We start from the raw sequence: 18504 nt of genomic DNA, 5'->3' as shown, positions 1-18504 counted from the left end.
CGAACCTCCGACCCACTGGTCCCAAACCAGTTGCGCTACCAAGCTGCGCTACTCGCCGATTTTTTTAACTGTTTTGCCTGGTGCGAAGAGAGGGACTTGAACCCTCACGTCCGTTAAGACACTAACACCTGAAGCTAGCGCGTCTACCAATTCCGCCACCTTCGCGTTTCCCAGCAAAATCTGGGGTGGCTAATGGGACTCGAACCCACGACAACTGGAATCACAATCCAGGGCTCTACCAACTGAGCTATAGCCACCACAATACTTAATGTCACAAGTTAAAAACCTGCAGCATTTAAATCTCTACTGCCAACCGCGGTAAATCAACCACCGAAGCTCATGCGCACAAACGATATGGCGCGCCCGACAGGATTCGAACCTGAGACCTCTGCCTCCGGAGGGCAGCGCTCTATCCAGCTGAGCTACGGGCGCGTAGCGCCGTTGCGGATGTGCATACTAGAGATAAGCGCCCATCGTGTCTAGTGCTTTTTAAATAAAAAGACGCGTTTGATTACGCTTTGTGCATTTTGTCGACAAATAGTGCATTTCCACTCTCACAACGCGTAAAAATGCGGCATTTATCAGCAATATCAGAGATCGCCACGCCAGTGATAGCGCAAATATTTAAGCAGTTTTAATTGCCGGCGCAGGCGGCCAGGCTGCCGAATCAGACGATAGAGCCACTCCAGACCCAGCCGCTGCCAGATCTCAGGCGCTCGCTTCACATGGCCGGTGAAAACATCGTACGTTCCACCCACGCCCATATAGAGCGCATCAGGCCAGTGCGCACGGCACGCCAGCATCAATAGCTCCTGACGGGGCGACCCCAGCGCTACAGTCACCAGCTTCGCGCCGCTGGCCGCAATCCGGGCAAACAGCGCATCCTGATCGGCTGGCGCAAAATAGCCATCCTGCGCCCCGACAATATTCACATTCCACTGACGACGTAGCTTATCGCAGGTTTCATCCAGCACCTGCTGACGACCGCCGATAAGAAATACAGGCGTCCCTTCCCGCCCGGCGCGTTCCATCAGCGCTTCCCATAAATCAGCACCCGCAATGCGCTGCACCGACGCGTGTGGATACTTTTTACGAATCGAGCGCACAATGCTGATGCCATCGGCGTATGCATATTCCGCCTGCGCTAACAGCGTACGTAATCCCTCATCCCGCTCAGCGGTCAGGATCTTCTCCGCATTAATCGCCACTAAAATACCGCTGCGTACGCTGTGCGGCGGCATCAGAAAATTCACCGCCGACGGCATGTTTTCGAAGCCATACAACTCAACGCCGCGAATCCGGTACTGCGGCGTCTCAGTTAACTTTGTCATATCTTCCGTCAATCCCAGAGGCTACTCAGAGCGGGCTGTGCAACACCCGCCTGCTGCGGTCGCGAATCAAACCTGCGCGATCCAGTAACCAGAAAAGTAATTTAGCCATGCCCAGACAGGCAGCAAAAATGATGCAGAAAAACACCACGCGTGAACCGAACGCATCAAGGCCTTCGCGTGCCAGCACGATCATGTTAAAGACCGCGCCAAAACAGAAGCTTTGCAGGATGGCGCCGGTGTAACGGTTGGTCTCAAGACAGCCACGCTGATAGATTGCATCAAAGGCTTTTATAATCATCCCTACCGCGACCGCACCGATCGGAATCGCCCAGACGCCGCCCATCACCACCAGCGACCCTATCAGCGTGGGTGAAATCGCCAGGCCAGAATGGTTGTTCAGCACTTCCCAGGTGAAGTAGTTAGCACTGTTTAACACTGCCAGCGGCCGATCCGGCCAGAGCCAGGTCGGAATGAAAACGTAGAAATCACGCCACAGCGGTGCCAGCCCCTGAAACTCAATTCTGGCGTAGTTATCCAGCAGCAAGGCGAGATTCTCCCACGGCGAGAAGGTATCACGCGTCAGATAGAGGAAAGTATAAAACGCTTCATCGCCCATAACGTCGAGGTTATAGCGGCGCAGTGCCAGCCAGAACATTCCTGCAATCGCCAGCACGCCTGCCGTCGCCAGCATCCACAAAGTGATCCAGCCACGGGTAATCCCGATAAACAGGAACAGGGCAAACGCAATAATGATATTGGCTCGGGTACCGCCCACCAGCGCGTAGGTCAGTAAACCAAAGGCAACGGTCACCACCAGGAACAGCAGCCAGTTGCGGCGCGTCGGGCTCAAAAAGTAGGGGATCAGCATCGCCGGAATAAAGAAATAGAAGAAGCGCTTAAGCGCTACACCCGACACTTCACTGGAGAAAATCTGGTTATAGGCGGTCAGGCGGAACAGCAGAAAACCGTTATGAATGAAGAACACCGTCACCGTACCCAGCGCCACCAGCGCCAGGATCACGCAGGTCAGATGGGTTTCGACGCGATTCATCTGCAGCCAGGGCTTCACCGGAGACGCGCTGGCGGGTTTCAGTCGCACTTTATAGCTGACGTAATAAATGGCGTAAAAAGCCGTGGCCGACAGCAGCGCCTCCAGCAGGTTCTCAACCGGCACCACTTCAACATTAAAGCGAAACACCAGCACGGAGGTCAGCGGGAAGCCGAAGTAAAAGGTCAGTAAGAACAGCAGCGTGAAAAACAGATGAAAGTTAAAACGGACGCGCTTAAACTCCCGCCAGGTCAGGGTCAGGATAAAAACCAGCGACAGCAAATAGACCACCAGCAGGCCGCCAAACTGCATAAGACTCATGACAACTCCCCTTCGCTGAGCTGTAACGCGGCCCGCCAGCCCGCCAGATAACCCGGCGCAAAAAAGGCGATAGCCTGTTTATCACAGCTCATCAGCTGACGACGTGCCTCGGCGATCACCGCAGGCGACAGCGTATCTTCACTGAACAATACCGGAAGCTGCTGCTCTGCCACATCACGCCAGAATGGATTTTTGCGGGTCAGGACAAACGGCACGTTGGCCTGAATCAGCAGGCAGAGTGTTCCCACCCCTTGCTGACGTTCAAACATAAAATAGCCGACATGGCAGCGCGCCAGCAGGGCTAAGTAATCATCAAACGCCAGGTTTTCACGCATCAGATTCACCTGCCCGTTTGGGAACAGCGCATCGGCAGCGGCCTGAATCTGGCTGATATAAGCCTCATTACCTGGCGGATAGCCCAAAGGGACCTCGATACGCACCTGCTCGCCAAACTGCGCGTGAATCGCTTTTAAACCTTCGATATGCCGGTTACTCGGATCGCCCGAGTTGCCCAGCAACAGCGTAAAAGGCTCCGACGGGACAGATTCAACGGCTGCGGCGGGCATTCTGGTGGGAAAATAGAGCAGTGAACCGGGTACGCGCCGATGGCGCTGCTGGTAGTGATGCAGGTCGCCACGGGTCGCAAAAACTTGTGCAACCCGTCCCTGCGCTATCCGGCGGACCAGATAGAACAGGCGGAACTTCAGGCTGCGCGAATCTTCATAAAGATCGGCACCCCAGACATGCCAGAAGAGCTGTGAACGACGCAGCTTACCGCTGAGTAACGCCAGCCAGATCCACGGGTTAAACTGTCCGTGGCAGAAAAAACGCTGCTGACGATTTCTGGCCCGCTGCAGTACCGCCTGCGCCAGCGCTTTCTTGCTGGTAAAGCACTCGATCTGCAACGCACTGAACGGCGCCAGGCTCTCGGGCTGCTGCGTCACCACCATAAAATGGCGTGGCGCAGCCGCAGGCTGCTCAACGCTGAGTACGTCGTTGAAAAAGCGCAGCACCGTAAGATTGTGGTGGGGAATGTCCGATCCCAAAACGTGAATTAAAGTCATTTTTTCCGGCAGTAAACAATAAAAGCGCCACAACACAGGGCAAAGTAAGCCATATAGGTAAACATATAGGCCTGCGCCGCACCCGTCGCGCCATGTAACGGGATCAACCAGCGTGAAAACAGGGTCAGCAACAGGAACTGGCTGATCTCAGTCAGAACATAAAAGCGCAGCGAGGCTTTGGCGATAACCAGATATCCGAAAACATAGGCGCCGACCTTAAAAACATCGCCGCACAGCTGCCAGACAAAGAGATCGCGCATCCCGCGAAACGCTTCAGAGAACAGCAGGCTGATGGCGAAATCGCGCAGTACCCAGACACCCAGGCTGGCAACCGCTACGGCGGGCAGGACAAAGCGCAGTGCACGGCCAATCTCGCGCGCGATGTCGCGTTTGTTATCCAGCCGCGCCAGCGTCGGCAGCAGCCAGACGCTAAACGTCGCGGTAATAAATTGCAGATAGGCATCGGAAATGCTGGTGACGCCCTGCCATAATCCGACCTGTGCCCAGCCCTGCTGCGCCGCCAGCAGATTACGCATCAGCACCCAGGCGACCGGCAGGGTCACGGCGGTGATCAGCGCCATCAGCGTATATTTTGCCAGATTACGGGCCAGCTCAGGATGCCATTGCGGTCGCAGCCAGCTAAGCGGCAGCGGCGCACGGCGTTTCAGCATCAGGAGTGCAGGCAGCAGCAGCAAAGCCGGCACCAGCGCCAGACCCGTTAGCGCGCCCTGATAGCCGCCCAGCCACCAGCAGAGCAGATAGCCTGCCACGCCAATCAGGCTGCCGAGAATCAGCGCCAGCGCATTACCGCGCGCGTCGCGATAGCCCTTCAGCAGCGCCAGGGTAAAGTTGGCCCAGGCGATGCCGAGCTGAAGAAAGGCCACCACACGGATGACGCCCTGATAGCGGTCGTGACCAAACAGCGCGATACTGATGGGTGCCGCCGCCAGCAGAAACAGCAGCGCCAGCACACCGGAAAAGCCCAGCACCATGGTTGATGCCGTGCCCACCATCGCCCGCAACTGTTCGGGCTGCTGCTGATACTGCGCCACATAGGTGGTAACGCCATTAAAGATGCCTGCGCCCGCCAGCACGCCCAGCACGGTGATCAACTGACGGAAGTTCCCCGCCTGGCCGACACCCTCGGGTCCGAAGCTGACCGCCAGCAGTTTGACGACCAGCAGGCCGGCCACAATTTTTACCAGCGTGGACGATGCGGTCCACACTGAGGCTCTGGCTAATGACATCAGGAAAAGAAGCTCAGCAGTGAGCTGATAACCGTGCTCTGATTGTTATCCGACAGGTTATAAAACAGCGGCAGACGCAGCAGGCGTTCACTTTCCCGCGTGGTAAAGCGATCGTCGCCGACAAACTGCGAGAACCGCTCACCGGCGGGCGAACTGTGCAGCGGAATATAGTGAAACACCGTCAGTATCTCGGCTTCTTTCATCCAGTTTATCAGCGCCTGACGATCGTCCTGATCGCGCAGTTTGATGTAGAACATGTGCGCATTGTGTTCACAGCTGGCGGGGATCACCGGCAGACTGATGCGTCCCTGAGCCGCCAGCGGCTGCAGCGCATCGTAATAACGCTGCCAGATGCGTAACCGCTGCTGGTTGATACCTTCAGCGGCTTCCAGCTGCGCCCAGAGATAGGCTGCCTGCAGATCGGCCATCAGATAGCTCGATCCCATATCGCGCCACGTGTATTTATCGACCTGACCCCGGAAGAACTGGCTGCGATTGGTGCCTTTTTCCCGCACGATCTCGGCGCGCTCGACCAGGCTGGCGTCGTTAATGAGCGTCGCGCCACCTTCGCCGCCGGCGGTGTAGTTCTTGGTTTCGTGGAAACTGAAGCAGCCAATATGACCGATGGTGCCGAGCGCACGACCTTTGTAGCGTGACATCACGCCCTGCGCCGCATCTTCAATCACAAACAGCTTATGCTTTGCCGCCAGCGCCATAATGGTGTCCATTTCACAGGCCACGCCTGCGTAATGGACCGGCACAATAGCGCGTGTTTTTTCAGTGATGGCCGCTTCGATCAGCGTTTCATCAATGTTCATGGTGTCCGGGCGCACATCGACAAACACAATGCGGGCGCCGCGCAGCACAAAGGCGTTGGCGGTAGAGACAAAGGTGTAGCTCGGCATAATCACTTCATCGCCGGGCTGCAGATCGATTAACAGCGCCGCCATCTCCAGCGAAGCGGTACAGGATGGGGTCAGCAGCACTTTTTTGCTGCCAAACCGCTGCTCCATCCACTGCTGACAGCGACGGGTAAATCCACCGTCGCCGCACAGCTTGCCGCTGTTCATCGCCGACTGCATATACTCAATTTCTGTGCCCACAATCGGGGGCGCATTAAATGGAATCATGACCTTTCCTGTAAAACCAGTACGCGGTGCTGTCGAGCCGGGCACCGCTGCGTAAATAGAGGCGCATCGCCGTGAGATTGCTGAGCTGGGTAGCAACCCGAAGCTGAGCCAGCTGTCGTACCCGCGCCCAGTCTGCCGCCGCCAGCATCAGTCGCTGACCCAGCCCCTGGCCCTGCGCGCCGGGCAGTACGCCCAGCAGGCCAATGCGGGCATCGCCATCCACCGCGCGCAGCGAAACAAATCCCTGCAGCTGACCCGCGGCATCGCTTGCCACCAGACACTGATCGTCAAACGCCCCGCGTACCGCATTTTCAATCCACTGCGCATAGAAGCGTCCGCTGGCGTCCGGCGCATACCAGGGCGCGCGAAAACGACTCTGGCTGAAGAGCTGTGAGGCAGCATCGCGCAGTAGCGGGATCTGGGCTTCGCGCGCAATGCGAATTCCCGCCTGCCGTTCAGTCTGTTTCAGCGCCAGCGTCAGATCTGCTTCGCCTTCTGCCAGCCGGAACTGATGCTGCTGCAGCGTATCAATCAGTGCCGTCTCGCTGGCAGCGACTTTTATCTGCATCAGCGCACAGGGATGACGCAGCGCCTGTTCCAGCGGAATGTCACCTTGCGGCTCCAGCCGCACGGTATCAACACCGAAGAATGCGCTCTCCCAGCTAAGGGGATTAATATTGACGTGGACGGGCATGTAATAAATCCAGCAGGTATTGGCCGTAGCCGGTTTTTGTCAGCGCTTCACCCGCGGCCCGCAACTGGTCATCACTCAGCCAGCTGTTACGCCAGGCAATCTCTTCCAGGCAGGCAATTTTAAAACCCTGACGTTTTTCCACCGTCTGCACAAACATGCTGGCTTCCACCAGACTGTCGTGCGTGCCGGTATCCAGCCAGGCAAAACCTCGTCCCAGCAGTTCGACCGTCAGCTCACCACGCTCCAGATACATCTGGTTAATGGCCGTGATTTCCAGCTCGCCCCGCGCTGAGGGTTTAACCTGTTTCGCGAATTCAATAACCTGATTGTCATAAAAATAGAGCCCGGTTACTGCCCAGCGCGATTTCGGCTGCTGTGGTTTCTCTTCAATCGAGATCGCCCTGAAGTTATCGTCAAACTCCACCACGCCGAAACGTTCCGGGTCCATGACCTGATAGCCGAACACCGTTGCGCCACGATTCTGTTCAACAACTTTCCGGAGCTTGGGGCTGAAGCCCTGGCCAAAATAGAGGTTATCACCCAGAACCAGGCAGCAATTATCCTCGCCGATAAAGGATTCGCCGATGATAAAGGCCTGCGCCAGCCCATCGGGACTTGGCTGCACCGCATAGCTAAGGCGTATCCCAAATTCACTGCCATCGCCCAGCAGCCGTTCAAACTGCGCCCGATCTTCCGGCGTGGTAATTAACAGGATGTCGCGAATACCCGCCAGCATCAGCACGGAGAGCGGATAGTAGATCATCGGTTTGTCGTAAACCGGCAGAAGTTGCTTTGATACTGCACGGGTTATCGGGTGTAACCGCGTGCCCGACCCTCCCGCTAAAATGATGCCTTTCATCGCTGCTCCTTACGCGGGTTTATTGCGATAAGCCAAGGCGTTCGCCCTGATAGCGGCCATCCAGAATAGCCTGCCACCAGGTGGGATTGGCCAGATACCATGCCACGGTTTTACGCATGCCGCTTTCAAAGGTTTCCTGCGGTACCCAGCCAAGTTCATGCGCGATTTTACTGGCATCAATGGCATAGCGCTGATCGTGACCGGGGCGGTCAGTGACATAGGTAATCAGGTCGCGGTAATGCGCCAGCCCGGCAGGTTTCTGCTCTGCGGCCAGCTCTTCAAGCAGGCTGCAGATAGTTTCAACCACCTCAATATTGCGTCGCTCGTTATGGCCGCCAATATTATAAGTTTCGCCTGGCTTGCCATGGCTGACCACCTGATAGAGTGCGCGGGCGTGATCTTCGACGTAGAGCCAGTCACGAATCTGCTGTCCGTTGCCGTAAACCGGCAAGGCTTTCCCGGCCAGCGCATTGATGATGGTCAGCGGGATCAGCTTCTCCGGGAAATGGCAGGGGCCGTAGTTATTTGAACAGTTGGTGACCAGCGTGGGCAGACCGTAAGTGCGCAGCCAGGCTCGCACTAAATGGTCGCTGCTGGCCTTGCTGGCGGCGTAAGGACTGCTTGGCGCATAGGGTGTGGTTTCGGTGAAGTAAGCCTGGCTGTCGTGCAGATCGCCAAAGACTTCATCTGTCGAGATATGGTGGAACAGAAAGGCGGTTTTGCGCGCGTCATCCAGGTTTTGCCAGTAAAAACGCGCGGCTTCCAGCAACTGATAAGTCCCGACAATATTGGTCTCGATAAAGGCTACCGGCCCGTCAATCGAGCGATCCACATGGCTTTCAGCCGCAAGATGCATCACACAGTCTGGCTGATGACGGGCAAACACCTGATCAAGTGCCGGGCGATCGCAGATATCGACCTGCTCAAAATGAAAGCGGGGCGAGTCGGCAACGCTGGCGAGTGACGCCAGATTTCCGGCGTAGCTGAGTTTATCGACCACCACCACCTGATGTTCGGTTTCTGCGATCAGAAAGCGCACCAGTGCAGAACCGATAAACCCGGCACCGCCCGTGATCAGAAAACGCCTCATCGCCACACACCTTTGGTGTCGACAATCCAGTTCTGCTGAACGCTGGCGCCATCAATGGCGCGGAAGGCGCGGTGATCGACCAGCATCACCAGAATATCGGCCTGTTCCAGCGCCTGCCCGGCAGAGACCAGCACGGCTTTGTCGGCAAGTGCGTCAGCAAGCTGCTCAATATGGGGTTCAACCACCCAGGTGGTGCCGCTGTGCCACTCTGCAATTTTCTGTGCCACGCCCACCGCCGGGCTTTCGCGCAGGTCGTCAATATTGGGTTTAAAGGCCAGGCCAAAGCAGGCGATGGTGATATCGCTGGCGCGCTTACCGGTCTGCGTCAGGCAGTCCGCCAGCGCGGTTTTCACCTGGTCCAGCACCCACTGAGGCTTGGCGTCATTGACCTCGCGCGCGGTGCGGATCAGGCGGGCTAATTCAGGATTCTGCGCCACGATGAACCAGGGATCGACGGCGATACAGTGACCGCCGACGCCTGGACCCGGCTGCAGAATGTTGACGCGCGGATGGCGATTCGCCAGCGCAATCAGCTCCCAGACGTTAATCCCCTGATCGGCACAAATCAGCGACAGCTCATTGGCAAAGGCGATATTCACGTCACGGAAGCTGTTTTCTGTCAGCTTACACATCTCGGCGGTTCGGGCGTTGGTTTCAACGCATTCGCCTTTTAAAAACAGCCGATAAAGCTCGCTGGCGCGGGCGGAACAGGCTGGCGTCATGCCGCCAATCACCCGGTCGTTGTTAATCAGCTCAACCATCACCTGACCAGGCAGCACGCGCTCCGGACAGTAGGCGACAAAAATATCGGGCGTATCACCGTGCTGAGGAAAGCGCAGGTCGGGACGCGCCGCCGCCAGCCAGTCGGCCATCTGTTCGGTGCTGCCCACCGGTGAGGTCGACTCCAGAATCACCAGGTCGCCCTTTTTCAGTACCGGCGCAATCGACTCCGCCGCGGCTTTCACAAAGCGCAGATCGGGCTGATGCTCATCTTTAAAAGGGGTTGGTACGGCGATAAGAAAAGCGTCGGCGGCTTCCGGCTGCGTGGTGGCGCGCAGATCGCCACGCGTAACGGCCGCATGCACCACCTGATCTAAATCGGGCTCCACAATATGGATCGCGCCACGATTGATGGTTTCAACGGCGCGCGCGTTGATATCCACGCCCACCACTTTTTTTCCCTTTGAGGCAAAAACGGCTGCCGTCGGCAGCCCAATGTATCCCAGTCCAATCACGGAGATGGTTTCAAAACTCATAATTCGGCTCGGTTATCTTTTAAGGCTTGTAAAATACGACCACAGGCTTTGCCATCGCCATACGGATTATGGGCGTGGCTCATCGCCTGCCAGGCAGCGTCGTCAGTCAGCAAGATGCTGACCTCCGCCACGATTCGGGCGATATCGGTCCCCACCAGTTTGACGGTGCCGGCGTCGACCGCTTCAGGCCGCTCGGTGGTGTCACGCATCACCAGCACCGGTTTACCCAGCGAAGGCGCTTCCTCCTGAATGCCACCGGAGTCAGTGAGGATGAGCCAGGCGCGGTTCATCAGCCAGACAAAAGGCAGATACTCCTGCGGTTCAATCAGAATGATATTCTCAATGCCGCTGAGAATCCGGTTTACCGGCTCGCTGACATTGGGATTAAGGTGCACCGGATAGACAATCTGCGCCTCGGGATGCTGGCGGGCAATCTGCGCCAGCGCGCTGCAGATACGTTCAAAGCCGCCACCAAAGCTTTCGCGACGATGTCCGGTGACCAGCACCAGTTTCTTATCCGGGTCGAGAAACGGATAGCGCGCCGCCAGTTGTGCATTCAGATTGCTGTCATCCAGCACCCTGTCGCGAACCCACAGCAGCGCATCAATGACCGTATTGCCGGTCACGATAATGCGCGCATCGGGCAGATTTTCCTGCAACAGATTCTGACGCGATCGGGAGGTGGGGGTGAAATGCAGATGGGCAAGATGACCGGTAAGTTTACGGTTACCCTCTTCCGGCCATGGCGAGGCGAGATCGCCGGTACGCAGACCGGCCTCCACATGCCCGACCGGAATCTGATGATAAAATGCCGCCAGGCTCGCCGCCAGTGTGGTGGTGGTGTCACCATGCACCAGCACGATGTCCGGTTTGAAGTCGAGCAGGACGGTTTTCATGCCCTCTAAAATGCGGCAGGTGATCTCGGTCAGCCCCTGCTCGGGACGCATAATATTGAGATCATAGTCCGGCTGCAGCTTGAACAGGCGCAGCACCTGATCGAGCATTTCGCGATGCTGTGCGGTGACGCACAGTCGCGATTCGAAAGCGGGATCCTGCGCCAGCGCCTGAACCAGCGGTGCCATTTTGATCGCTTCGGGACGAGTACCAAATACCGTCAGAACTTTCACACTGTTTCTCTCACTCATGCGTGTCTGACATCAGACGCGGACGACGTGCCAGCGCCACTCCCGCGCCTGTTAATGCCCCAATGGCACCCCACATAATCATCATGAACAGACGTCGCGGACTGTCACGTGATACCGGCTCTTCCGGCGTACGCAGATAACGGTAGGTCTGGAACTGGCTGTTCAGTTTTGGCCCGGTCTGCAGCGTGGTCAGCATTGCTCTGTTCTGATCATAGCTGATATCAAACTCCGGACCGGTAGCGCGCAGCGTATCCAGCTGTCCCTGTAAAACGGGCTGGCCCAGCAGGAACAGGTCGCTGTCTGCCAGATTTTCACCCGCTTCACGCGTCTGTTTCTCATTGATGCCCTGCTGGCTGGCGATCTTCAGCGCCTGCTCCAGCCGATGCTGCTGGCGCTGAAACACCGCATTAGCCACATCTTCCTGACGTTTCACCTGCGCCTGCAACTGGTCGGTACGCGCCCGCCAGGCACCTTTTAGCTCATCATTCAGATGACGCGCGGCGCGCTCACTGGCATAGGCGATGTACTGACGCAGCAGATTATTGGCGTCGCCAGCGGTTTCCGCTTTGAGTTTGACGTTATCGGGCAGGTTATGTGCCGCGTCAGCGGGCGTGAACAGGATATTGCCGATCATATCGTCGAGCAGCGCGGCATCATTATGCGCATTGCCGGTTTTACGACTCTTGTAATAATCCGTTTGCTGCCAGAACTCACGACGCGTATCCCAGGAGGCAAGCTGCATGGTGAACTCCTGATAAACCTGATCCATCACCGTAGGTGAAGGTGCGGCCAGGGTTAAGGCGTTGTTACGCACATCCAGATTGGTCAGGAATTGCTGCTGCGCATAGTAAGAACCCAGCATGTTCACCGTCGGACGATCGGTGATCGCCGTGGTGCTCCAGACCTGTTTCAGCAGCAGCGTGGCTAGCCAGGCGACCAGAGCAAACAGCAGCGCCAGCCCGATAATCCAGCGCTTGCCACGCCATAAACGGCAGCAAAAGCTGCGAATATCCAGTTCGTTGTCCACAACGTCAGAAGGCATGGCAGAGGTATCCTTTATCAGCTCTTTTCAGGGTAATTTGTTTTTTGCTTCGCGATGATGGCTCAGACGGCGCTTAATGCGGCGGACACGTCGCGCCACGCGCCATGCATGTTTGAGGCAGTAGCCGTAAACCATAAACGCGCCCAGGAATAGCAGCAGCATCACCCACTCCGGGATAAATGCCAGATATTCGCCCAGCACACCGATACCGGCGAGAATAGCCGCCGCAACGGTAATCAGCACAAAGGCCTGACGGGAGGTAAAGCCGGCACGCATAATCAGATGATGGATGTGCTGACGGTCAGCCGAGAACGGACTCATGCCTTTACGCAGGCGACGATACATAATCGCCACCATATCCATCAGAGGAATGGCAATAAGCCACAGTGCAGTAACGGGCGTGATGGGATGGCTCAGACCCTGCGTCGTTTCCAGCAGAATCCAGATAATGGTGAACCCGATCATGGTGCTGCCGGCATCGCCCATAAAGACTTTGAAGCGACGGCCAAGGAAGCCGAGGTTAAGCAGGATATAGGGCAGCGTGGCGGCAATCATCGCAAAACACCACATCGCGAGGCTGGTCTGGCCGTCGAAGTAGAGGATGATCCCCATGGCGGCAAAAGTGACCGAGGAGAGTCCGCCCAGCAGACCATCGATCCCATCCACCATATTAAAGGCGTTGATCGCGGCCCAGACGGCAAACAGCGTCAGCACATAGCCGAACGGCCCCACGATAAGCTCGAACGGGCCGACGATAAAGCCCAGGCTAAGCAGATAGAGTTTTGCGCCAAACATCATCACCAGCGCGACTATCGCCTGCACCACCGCGCGGATCTTGACGCTGATATCGAAACGGTCATCCAGTGCGCCAACCAGCACCAGAACACCGGCGCAGCCCAGATAGAGCAGCGCGTGAGGCAGATAGTAGTTGGTAATGGCAAACGTAAAGCAGATACCTGCGAACACAGAAATGCCGCCCACCAACGGAATCGCGCCATGATGGCGTTTACGTGAGTTAGGCTTATCAACTAAACCAATTTTTTTAGCTGCTTTTCGAGCAAAAAAGAGGAAAGCCAGGGAAAAGAGAAAAATTAAACCAAGCTCAGTACTCATAGTGAGTAAATTCACGTTAAACGCTCTCAGCTAACATCCCGCACAACAATACGCGAAAAAACGCGCCTATCGCTGTGTCGGATTCCGAATTCTGCATAAAGAGACAGACGAACGGTCAAAAGTTCGCCATCGCTACCACAGTCATTATAAATGCTCCTGCCAGTGTTCAATCCTATAGCTCACAAATGAAAAACGCCACGTTGAGACGTGGCGTGAGGTCGATTTTCTGCGCATCTGGACTAAAAAAGCCGAATCTGTGGTTCGGCCAGGCAGTATCGGATTAAGAACGCTTCATCATATCGAAGAATTCATCATTAGTTTTGGTCATCGCCAGCTTGTTGATGAGGAATTCCATTGCGTCGATTTCGCCCATCGGGTGAATAATCTTACGCAGGATCCACATCTTCTGCAGCTCTTCCTGAGAGGTGAGCAGCTCTTCTTTACGCGTACCAGAGCGGTTGTAATCAATCGCCGGGAAGACGCGTTTTTCAGCGATTTTACGGGCGAGATGCAGTTCCATGTTACCGGTACCTTTAAACTCTTCGTAAATCACTTCATCCATCTTCGAACCGGTATCAACCAGCGCGGTCGCGATGATGGTCAGGCTACCGCCCTCTTCCACGTTACGTGCAGCACCAAAGAAACGCTTTGGACGATGCAGGGCGTTGGCATCCACACCACCGGTCAGGACTTTACCTGAAGCAGGAACCACGGTGTTGTAAGCACGTGCCAGACGTGTAATAGAGTCGAGCAGGATGATGACATCTTTTTTGTGCTCAACCAGACGCTTGGCCTTTTCAATCACCATTTCCGCAACCTGAACGTGGCGTGAAGCTGGCTCATCGAAGGTTGAGGCGATAACTTCACCTTTCACCAGACGCTGCATCTCGGTGACTTCTTCCGGGCGCTCATCGATCAGCAGTACCATCAGGGTACAGTCCGGATAGTTGTGCGCCAGGCTCTGCGCGATGTTCTGCAGCAGCATGGTTTTACCGGCTTTCGGTGGTGCAACTATCAGACCACGCTGGCCACGACCAATTGGCGATGCCAGATCCAGTACGCGAGCGGTTAAATCTTCCGTTGAGCCATTACCCCGCTCCATACGCAGACGTTTATTTGCGTGCAGCGGCGTGAGGTTTTCGAACAGAATCTTATTACGCGCATTTTCCGGCTTGTCGTAGTTAACTTCGTTAACTTTCAGCAGCGCAAAATAACGTTCACCCTCTTTCGGTGGACGGATTTTGCCAGAGATGGTGTCACCAGTGCGGAGGTTGAAGCGGCGGATTTGACTAGGGGAAACGTAGATATCATCAGGGCCGGCGAGGTAGGAGCTGTCTCCGGAACGGAGGAATCCAAATCCATCCTGAAGGATCTCCAGCACGCCATCACCGAAGATGTCTTCGCCGCTTTTCGCGTGCTGCTTCAGGATTGAAAAGATAATGTCCTGCTTGCGCATACGAGCCTGGTTTTCCAGTCCCATATTTTCGCCGAGAGTAACCAGCTCAGCAACCGGCGTATTCTTTAATTCGGTAAGATTCATAGTGATGGGTTCTTAAACTCGGGGTAATACTCGGAATGTTTGTCGTGAATGGTATGGCAACTAATCCATGCCGTTAATGGCTCTTTTCGGCTCTTCCTGACGATCATCGTATGGAATGGCGATCGGTATGCAGGGAGATGTCCGAATGTGATGCCAGAGTTGGAGCTAACCGTAAGATTGCTGAACCGTTCTATCTTTATAAGGTACAGGGCGACAGGGTTCAACAAGGGAAAACTTTTAGATGCTAACTACAAGGTAAGTTCGTAATGCAGTGCTGGTAAATTAGCACGCCTGAAAGCGAACGTCCAGCAGCAGGAGATAAATTCACCACTGCCGGACATTCAGCCCTGAATTACGCCAGATTGGCGTTCAGGAACTCTTTCAGCTGGCCTTTAGACAGCGCGCCCACTTTGGTCGCGGCGACTTCGCCATTTTTAAACAGCAGCAGCGTCGGGATACCACGAATGCCATACTTCGGTGCCGTGCCTGGGTTATCATCAATATTCAGCTTAGCGATGGTCAGCTTGCCATCATACTCTTCTGCAACTTCATCAAGGATTGGCGCGATCATTTTGCAAGGACCGCACCATTCAGCCCAGAAATCTACCAGTGTAACGCCGTCGGCTTTCAGCACGTCGGTGTCGAAACTGTCATCAGTCAGATGAACGATTTTATCGCTGCTCATGTTTTACTCCACAAGATTATGCCTGGCGAATTGGCGTAAAATATACCAATGTTGGTTGACTTTATTTCATCGGATACGCTTTCGTAAAGCGATAGTAAGCTGATATTCTACCACACTATGAGCAAAACACACTTAACTGAACAGAAGTTTTCCGACTTCGCCCTGCACCCAAAAGTGGTGGAAGCCCTTGATACTAAAGGCTTTCAATACTGCACGCCGATTCAGGCGTTAGCTCTGCCTTTTACGCTTTCAGGGCGTGATGTTGCAGGCCAGGCGCAAACCGGTACCGGCAAAACGATGGCGTTTCTGACGTCAACGTTTCATCATCTTCTCTCTCATCCTGCGGCGGAAGGTCGTCAGGTTAACCAGCCACGGGCATTAATTCTTGCGCCGACGCGTGAACTTGCTGTGCAGATTCATGCAGATGCAGAACCCCTTACCGCCTCAACCGGCCTGAAACTGGGTCTCGCCTATGGCGGAGACGGTTATGACAAACAGCTTAAAGTGCTGGAGCAGGGCGTTGATATTCTGGTGGCTACCACCGGTCGCCTGATCGACTACGCGAAACAGAATCACGTCAACCTCGGTGCTATTCAGGTCATGGTGCTGGACGAAGCCGATCGTATGTTCGATCTGGGCTTTATTAAAGATATTCGCTGGCTGTTCCGTCGCATGCCGCCGGCGACTCAGCGTCTGAGCATGCTGTTCTCGGCGACCCTCTCCTACCGCGTCCGTGAACTGGCATTCGAGCACATGAACAGTGCTGAATATGTGGAAGTGGAACCGGAACAGAAAACCGGCCATCGCATTCAGGAAGAGCTTTTCTATCCGTCTAACGAAGAGAAAATGCGCCTGTTGCAGACCCTGCTGGAAGAAGAGTGGCCCGATCGCGCCATTATTTTCGCCAACACCAAGCACCGCTGTGAAGATATCTGGGGCCACCTGGCTGCCGATGGACATCGTGTCGGCCTGCTGACCGGCGACGTTGCTCAGAAGAAGCGCCTGCGCATTCTGGATGACTTCACCAAAGGTGATGTGGATATTCTGGTCGCCACTGACGTGGCTGCTCGCGGTCTGCACATCCCGGCTGTTACCCACGTCTTTAACTACGATCTGCCAGACGACTGTGAAGATTACGTTCACCGTATTGGCCGTACCGGTCGTGCAGGCGCCAGCGGTCATTCAATCAGCCTGGCCTGTGAAGAATACGCGCTGAATCTGCCTTCAATTGAAGAGTACATCGGCCACAGCATCCCGGTCAGCAAGTACAGCAGCGAGGCGTTGTTAACGGATTTACCGCCGCCTAAGCGTCTGCAACGCAGCCGTTCCGGCAATGGCCCACGTCGCGGAGGGAATAACGCCAATCGTCGCGGTGCTCCACGCAACAACAACCGTAAACGTTCAGGTTAAGGCCACCATGCTAAGCGCATCGTCACTTTATGCAGCGATTGATTTAGGGTCTAACAGCTTTCATATGTTGGTGGTGCGCGAGGTCTCTGGCAGTATCCAGACCGTTGCAAAAATTAAGCGCAAGGTTCGCCTTGCTGCCGGTCTGGATAAAAATAACCTGTTGTCAGCCGACGCGATGTCGCGGGGTTGGCAATGCCTCAGACTGTTCTCTGAACAACTGCAGGATATTCCCCCCGATCAGATTCGCGTGGTGGCGACCGCCACGCTGCGTCTGGCTGCCAATGCGCAGACCTTCCTCGACACCGCCCAACAGATCCTTGGCTGTACCATCAACGTCATCAGCGGTGAAGAAGAGGCGCGCCTGATTTATCAGGGCGTGGCCCACACTACTGGCGGTTCCGACCAGCGTTTAGTGGTCGATATCGGCGGCGGCAGCACCGAGCTGGCTACCGGCGATGGTTCGCACGCGTCGGTGTTGTTCAGTCTGTCGATGGGCTGTGTGACGTGGCTGGAGCGCTTCTTCAGCGATCGTCATCTGGCAAAGGAGAACTTTGACCAGGCCGAGCTGGCGGCACGTGAGATGATTCAGCCTATTGCAGCGCAACTGCGTGAGCAGGGCTGGCAGGCCTGCGTTGGTGCCTCTGGCACGGTTCAGGCGCTGCAGGAGATCATGGTGGCGCAGGGCATGGATGAGCGCATCACGCTGAATAAGCTGCAGCAACTGAAGCAGCGCGCCATTCAGTGCGGCAAACTGGAAGAGCTGGAAATCGAAGGGCTGACGCTGGAGCGGGCGCTGGTGTTCCCCAGCGGCCTGTCGATTCTGATCGCCATCTTCCAGGAGCTCAGTATCGATAGCATGACGCTGGCGGGCGGCGCACTGCGTGAAGGACTGGTCTACGGCATGCTGCATCTGCCCATTGACCGGGATATCCGAACCCGTACGCTGCATAACGTCCAGCGCCGTTTCAGCATTGATGTCGAGCAGGCGGATCGCGTGCGTCAGCTGGCGGAGAGCTTTTTCCGTCAGGTTTCCACGTTGTGGAAGCTGGATCAGCGCTGTCGTGAGTTGCTGCTCAGCGCCTGCGCGATCCACGAAATCGGCCTGAGCGTTGACTTCCGTCATGCGCCGCAGCATGCGGCGTATCTGGTGCGTCACCTCGATCTTCCTGGTTTCACACCGGCGCAGAAGAAGCTGCTGGCCTGTTTACTGCAAAACCAGAACGGCAGCATCGATCTGGCTTTGCTGACGCAGCAGAACGCCCTGCCGCCGCGGCTGGCGGAACGGATGTGCCGTCTGCTGCGGCTGGCGATTATTTTCTCCACCCGCCGTCGCGATGACACCCTGCCTGCGGTGCGGCTACAGGCAGACGATGATGCCCTGCATCTGACCTTGCCCGCGGGCTGGCTGGAGGCCCATCCGTTGCGCAGTGAGCTGCTGGAGCAGGAAAGCCATTATCAGTCTTACGTCCACTGGTTATTAACCCTGTCGTAATTGCCGTAGCGTGAGGCGAATCTCTTTCGCCTCCTGC

At 55.9% G+C, this 18504-nt stretch carries 16 protein-coding genes and 3 tRNA genes; 2 read left to right on the top strand and 17 right to left on the bottom strand.

Annotated elements, in window-relative coordinates:
- Nucleotides 1-78 precede the first annotated feature (78 nt).
- The 17 genes from PAG01S_RS17190 to trxA form a co-directional block, all read right to left on the bottom strand.
- Nucleotides 79-165: transfer RNA gene (locus tag PAG01S_RS17190), tRNA-Leu, on the bottom strand.
- A 16-nt stretch (nt 166-181) separates the two neighbouring features.
- Nucleotides 182-257 (bottom strand) — tRNA-His (locus PAG01S_RS17185).
- A 98-nt stretch (nt 258-355) separates the two neighbouring features.
- A tRNA-Arg gene (locus PAG01S_RS17180) sits at nt 356-432 on the bottom strand.
- 158 nt (nt 433-590) lie between these two features.
- Nucleotides 591-1331 carry a lipopolysaccharide N-acetylmannosaminouronosyltransferase gene (wecG, locus tag PAG01S_RS17175; RefSeq protein ID WP_010671671.1) on the bottom strand — a complete coding sequence of 247 codons (741 nt, stop codon included), beginning with the start codon at nt 1329-1331 and terminating at the stop codon, nt 591-593.
- 25 nt (nt 1332-1356) lie between these two features.
- Nucleotides 1357-2700 (bottom strand): ECA oligosaccharide polymerase, encoded by a 1344-nt coding sequence (gene wzyE / locus PAG01S_RS17170; RefSeq protein WP_010257343.1) that lies wholly within the window; start codon nt 2698-2700, stop codon nt 1357-1359.
- Nucleotides 2697-3764, bottom strand: a complete 1068-nt coding sequence (wecF, locus tag PAG01S_RS17165; protein ID WP_062759457.1) for a TDP-N-acetylfucosamine:lipid II N-acetylfucosaminyltransferase — start codon at nt 3762-3764, stop codon at nt 2697-2699. Before wecF ends, wzyE begins: the two co-directional genes overlap by 4 nt.
- Nucleotides 3761-5011, bottom strand: a complete 1251-nt coding sequence (gene wzxE, locus PAG01S_RS17160; RefSeq protein ID WP_062759456.1) for a lipid III flippase WzxE — start codon at nt 5009-5011, stop codon at nt 3761-3763. Before wzxE ends, wecF begins: the two co-directional genes overlap by 4 nt.
- Nucleotides 5011-6141: a dTDP-4-amino-4,6-dideoxygalactose transaminase gene (gene rffA / locus PAG01S_RS17155; protein WP_010257349.1), complete on the bottom strand. Its 1131-nt coding sequence runs from the start codon at nt 6139-6141 to the stop codon at nt 5011-5013. The genes wzxE and rffA overlap by 1 nt, the downstream gene beginning before the upstream one ends.
- Nucleotides 6128-6835 carry a dTDP-4-amino-4,6-dideoxy-D-galactose acyltransferase gene (gene rffC, locus PAG01S_RS17150; protein ID WP_062759455.1) on the bottom strand — a complete coding sequence of 236 codons (708 nt, stop codon included), beginning with the start codon at nt 6833-6835 and terminating at the stop codon, nt 6128-6130. The genes rffA and rffC overlap by 14 nt, the downstream gene beginning before the upstream one ends.
- Entirely contained in the window at nt 6813-7694 is an 882-nt protein-coding gene (rfbA, locus tag PAG01S_RS17145) for a glucose-1-phosphate thymidylyltransferase RfbA (RefSeq protein WP_031590304.1), read from the bottom strand. Before rfbA ends, rffC begins: the two co-directional genes overlap by 23 nt.
- Before the next feature lie 19 nt (nt 7695-7713).
- Nucleotides 7714-8784, bottom strand: a complete 1071-nt coding sequence (gene rffG / locus PAG01S_RS17140) for a dTDP-glucose 4,6-dehydratase (protein WP_033767584.1) — start codon at nt 8782-8784, stop codon at nt 7714-7716.
- Nucleotides 8781-10040 carry a UDP-N-acetyl-D-mannosamine dehydrogenase gene (gene wecC, locus PAG01S_RS17135; protein WP_010257361.1) on the bottom strand — a complete coding sequence of 420 codons (1260 nt, stop codon included), beginning with the start codon at nt 10038-10040 and terminating at the stop codon, nt 8781-8783. Before wecC ends, rffG begins: the two co-directional genes overlap by 4 nt.
- Nucleotides 10037-11167: a non-hydrolyzing UDP-N-acetylglucosamine 2-epimerase gene (wecB, locus tag PAG01S_RS17130; protein ID WP_062759463.1), complete on the bottom strand. Its 1131-nt coding sequence runs from the start codon at nt 11165-11167 to the stop codon at nt 10037-10039. Before wecB ends, wecC begins: the two co-directional genes overlap by 4 nt.
- Before the next feature lie 10 nt (nt 11168-11177).
- Nucleotides 11178-12227 (bottom strand): ECA polysaccharide chain length modulation protein, encoded by a 1050-nt coding sequence (wzzE, locus tag PAG01S_RS17125; RefSeq protein ID WP_010257365.1) that lies wholly within the window; start codon nt 12225-12227, stop codon nt 11178-11180.
- A gap of 27 nt (nt 12228-12254) precedes the next feature.
- A complete protein-coding gene (wecA, locus tag PAG01S_RS17120; protein WP_022624853.1) occupies nt 12255-13340 on the bottom strand; it encodes a UDP-N-acetylglucosamine--undecaprenyl-phosphate N-acetylglucosaminephosphotransferase in 1086 nt (361 codons plus the stop codon).
- 280 nt (nt 13341-13620) lie between these two features.
- A complete protein-coding gene (rho, locus tag PAG01S_RS17115) occupies nt 13621-14880 on the bottom strand; it encodes a transcription termination factor Rho (RefSeq protein ID WP_010257369.1) in 1260 nt (419 codons plus the stop codon).
- Nucleotides 14881-15232: 352 nt separating this feature from the next.
- Entirely contained in the window at nt 15233-15565 is a 333-nt protein-coding gene (gene trxA / locus PAG01S_RS17110) for a thioredoxin TrxA (protein ID WP_003851963.1), read from the bottom strand.
- A 117-nt stretch (nt 15566-15682) separates the two neighbouring features.
- Between trxA and rhlB the strand changes: the two genes are divergently transcribed.
- Nucleotides 15683-16975 (top strand): ATP-dependent RNA helicase RhlB, encoded by a 1293-nt coding sequence (gene rhlB / locus PAG01S_RS17105; protein ID WP_022624852.1) that lies wholly within the window; start codon nt 15683-15685, stop codon nt 16973-16975.
- Between the two features lie 7 nt (nt 16976-16982).
- On the top strand, nt 16983-18467 hold the full coding sequence (gene gppA, locus PAG01S_RS17100) for a guanosine-5'-triphosphate,3'-diphosphate diphosphatase (RefSeq protein ID WP_062759454.1): 1485 nt from the start codon (nt 16983-16985) through the stop codon (nt 18465-18467).
- Nucleotides 18468-18504: the final 37 nt, after the last annotated feature.

Source organism: Pantoea agglomerans NBRC 102470 (assembly GCF_001598475.1).
Classification (GTDB): Bacteria; Pseudomonadota; Gammaproteobacteria; order Enterobacterales; family Enterobacteriaceae; genus Pantoea; species Pantoea agglomerans.
This window is presented reverse-complemented; position numbering and strand designations above follow the sequence as displayed.

Coding starts and splice junctions, on each gene's coding strand:
- wecG (WP_010671671.1), bottom strand. CDS start 1,331: ATGACAAAGTTAACTGAGACGCCGCAGTACCGGATTCGCGGCGTTGAG.
- wzyE (WP_010257343.1), bottom strand. CDS start 2,700: ATGAGTCTTATGCAGTTTGGCGGCCTGCTGGTGGTCTATTTGCTGTCG.
- wecF (WP_062759457.1), bottom strand. CDS start 3,764: ATGACTTTAATTCACGTTTTGGGATCGGACATTCCCCACCACAATCTT.
- wzxE (WP_062759456.1), bottom strand. CDS start 5,011: ATGTCATTAGCCAGAGCCTCAGTGTGGACCGCATCGTCCACGCTGGTA.
- rffA (WP_010257349.1), bottom strand. CDS start 6,141: ATGATTCCATTTAATGCGCCCCCGATTGTGGGCACAGAAATTGAGTAT.
- rffC (WP_062759455.1), bottom strand. CDS start 6,835: ATGCCCGTCCACGTCAATATTAATCCCCTTAGCTGGGAGAGCGCATTC.
- rfbA (WP_031590304.1), bottom strand. CDS start 7,694: ATGAAAGGCATCATTTTAGCGGGAGGGTCGGGCACGCGGTTACACCCG.
- rffG (WP_033767584.1), bottom strand. CDS start 8,784: ATGAGGCGTTTTCTGATCACGGGCGGTGCCGGGTTTATCGGTTCTGCA.
- wecC (WP_010257361.1), bottom strand. CDS start 10,040: ATGAGTTTTGAAACCATCTCCGTGATTGGACTGGGATACATTGGGCTG.
- wzzE (WP_010257365.1), bottom strand. CDS start 12,227: ATGCCTTCTGACGTTGTGGACAACGAACTGGATATTCGCAGCTTTTGC.
- wecA (WP_022624853.1), bottom strand. CDS start 13,340: ATGAGTACTGAGCTTGGTTTAATTTTTCTCTTTTCCCTGGCTTTCCTC.
- rho (WP_010257369.1), bottom strand. CDS start 14,880: ATGAATCTTACCGAATTAAAGAATACGCCGGTTGCTGAGCTGGTTACT.
- trxA (WP_003851963.1), bottom strand. CDS start 15,565: ATGAGCAGCGATAAAATCGTTCATCTGACTGATGACAGTTTCGACACC.
- rhlB (WP_022624852.1), top strand. CDS start 15,683: ATGAGCAAAACACACTTAACTGAACAGAAGTTTTCCGACTTCGCCCTG.
- gppA (WP_062759454.1), top strand. CDS start 16,983: ATGCTAAGCGCATCGTCACTTTATGCAGCGATTGATTTAGGGTCTAAC.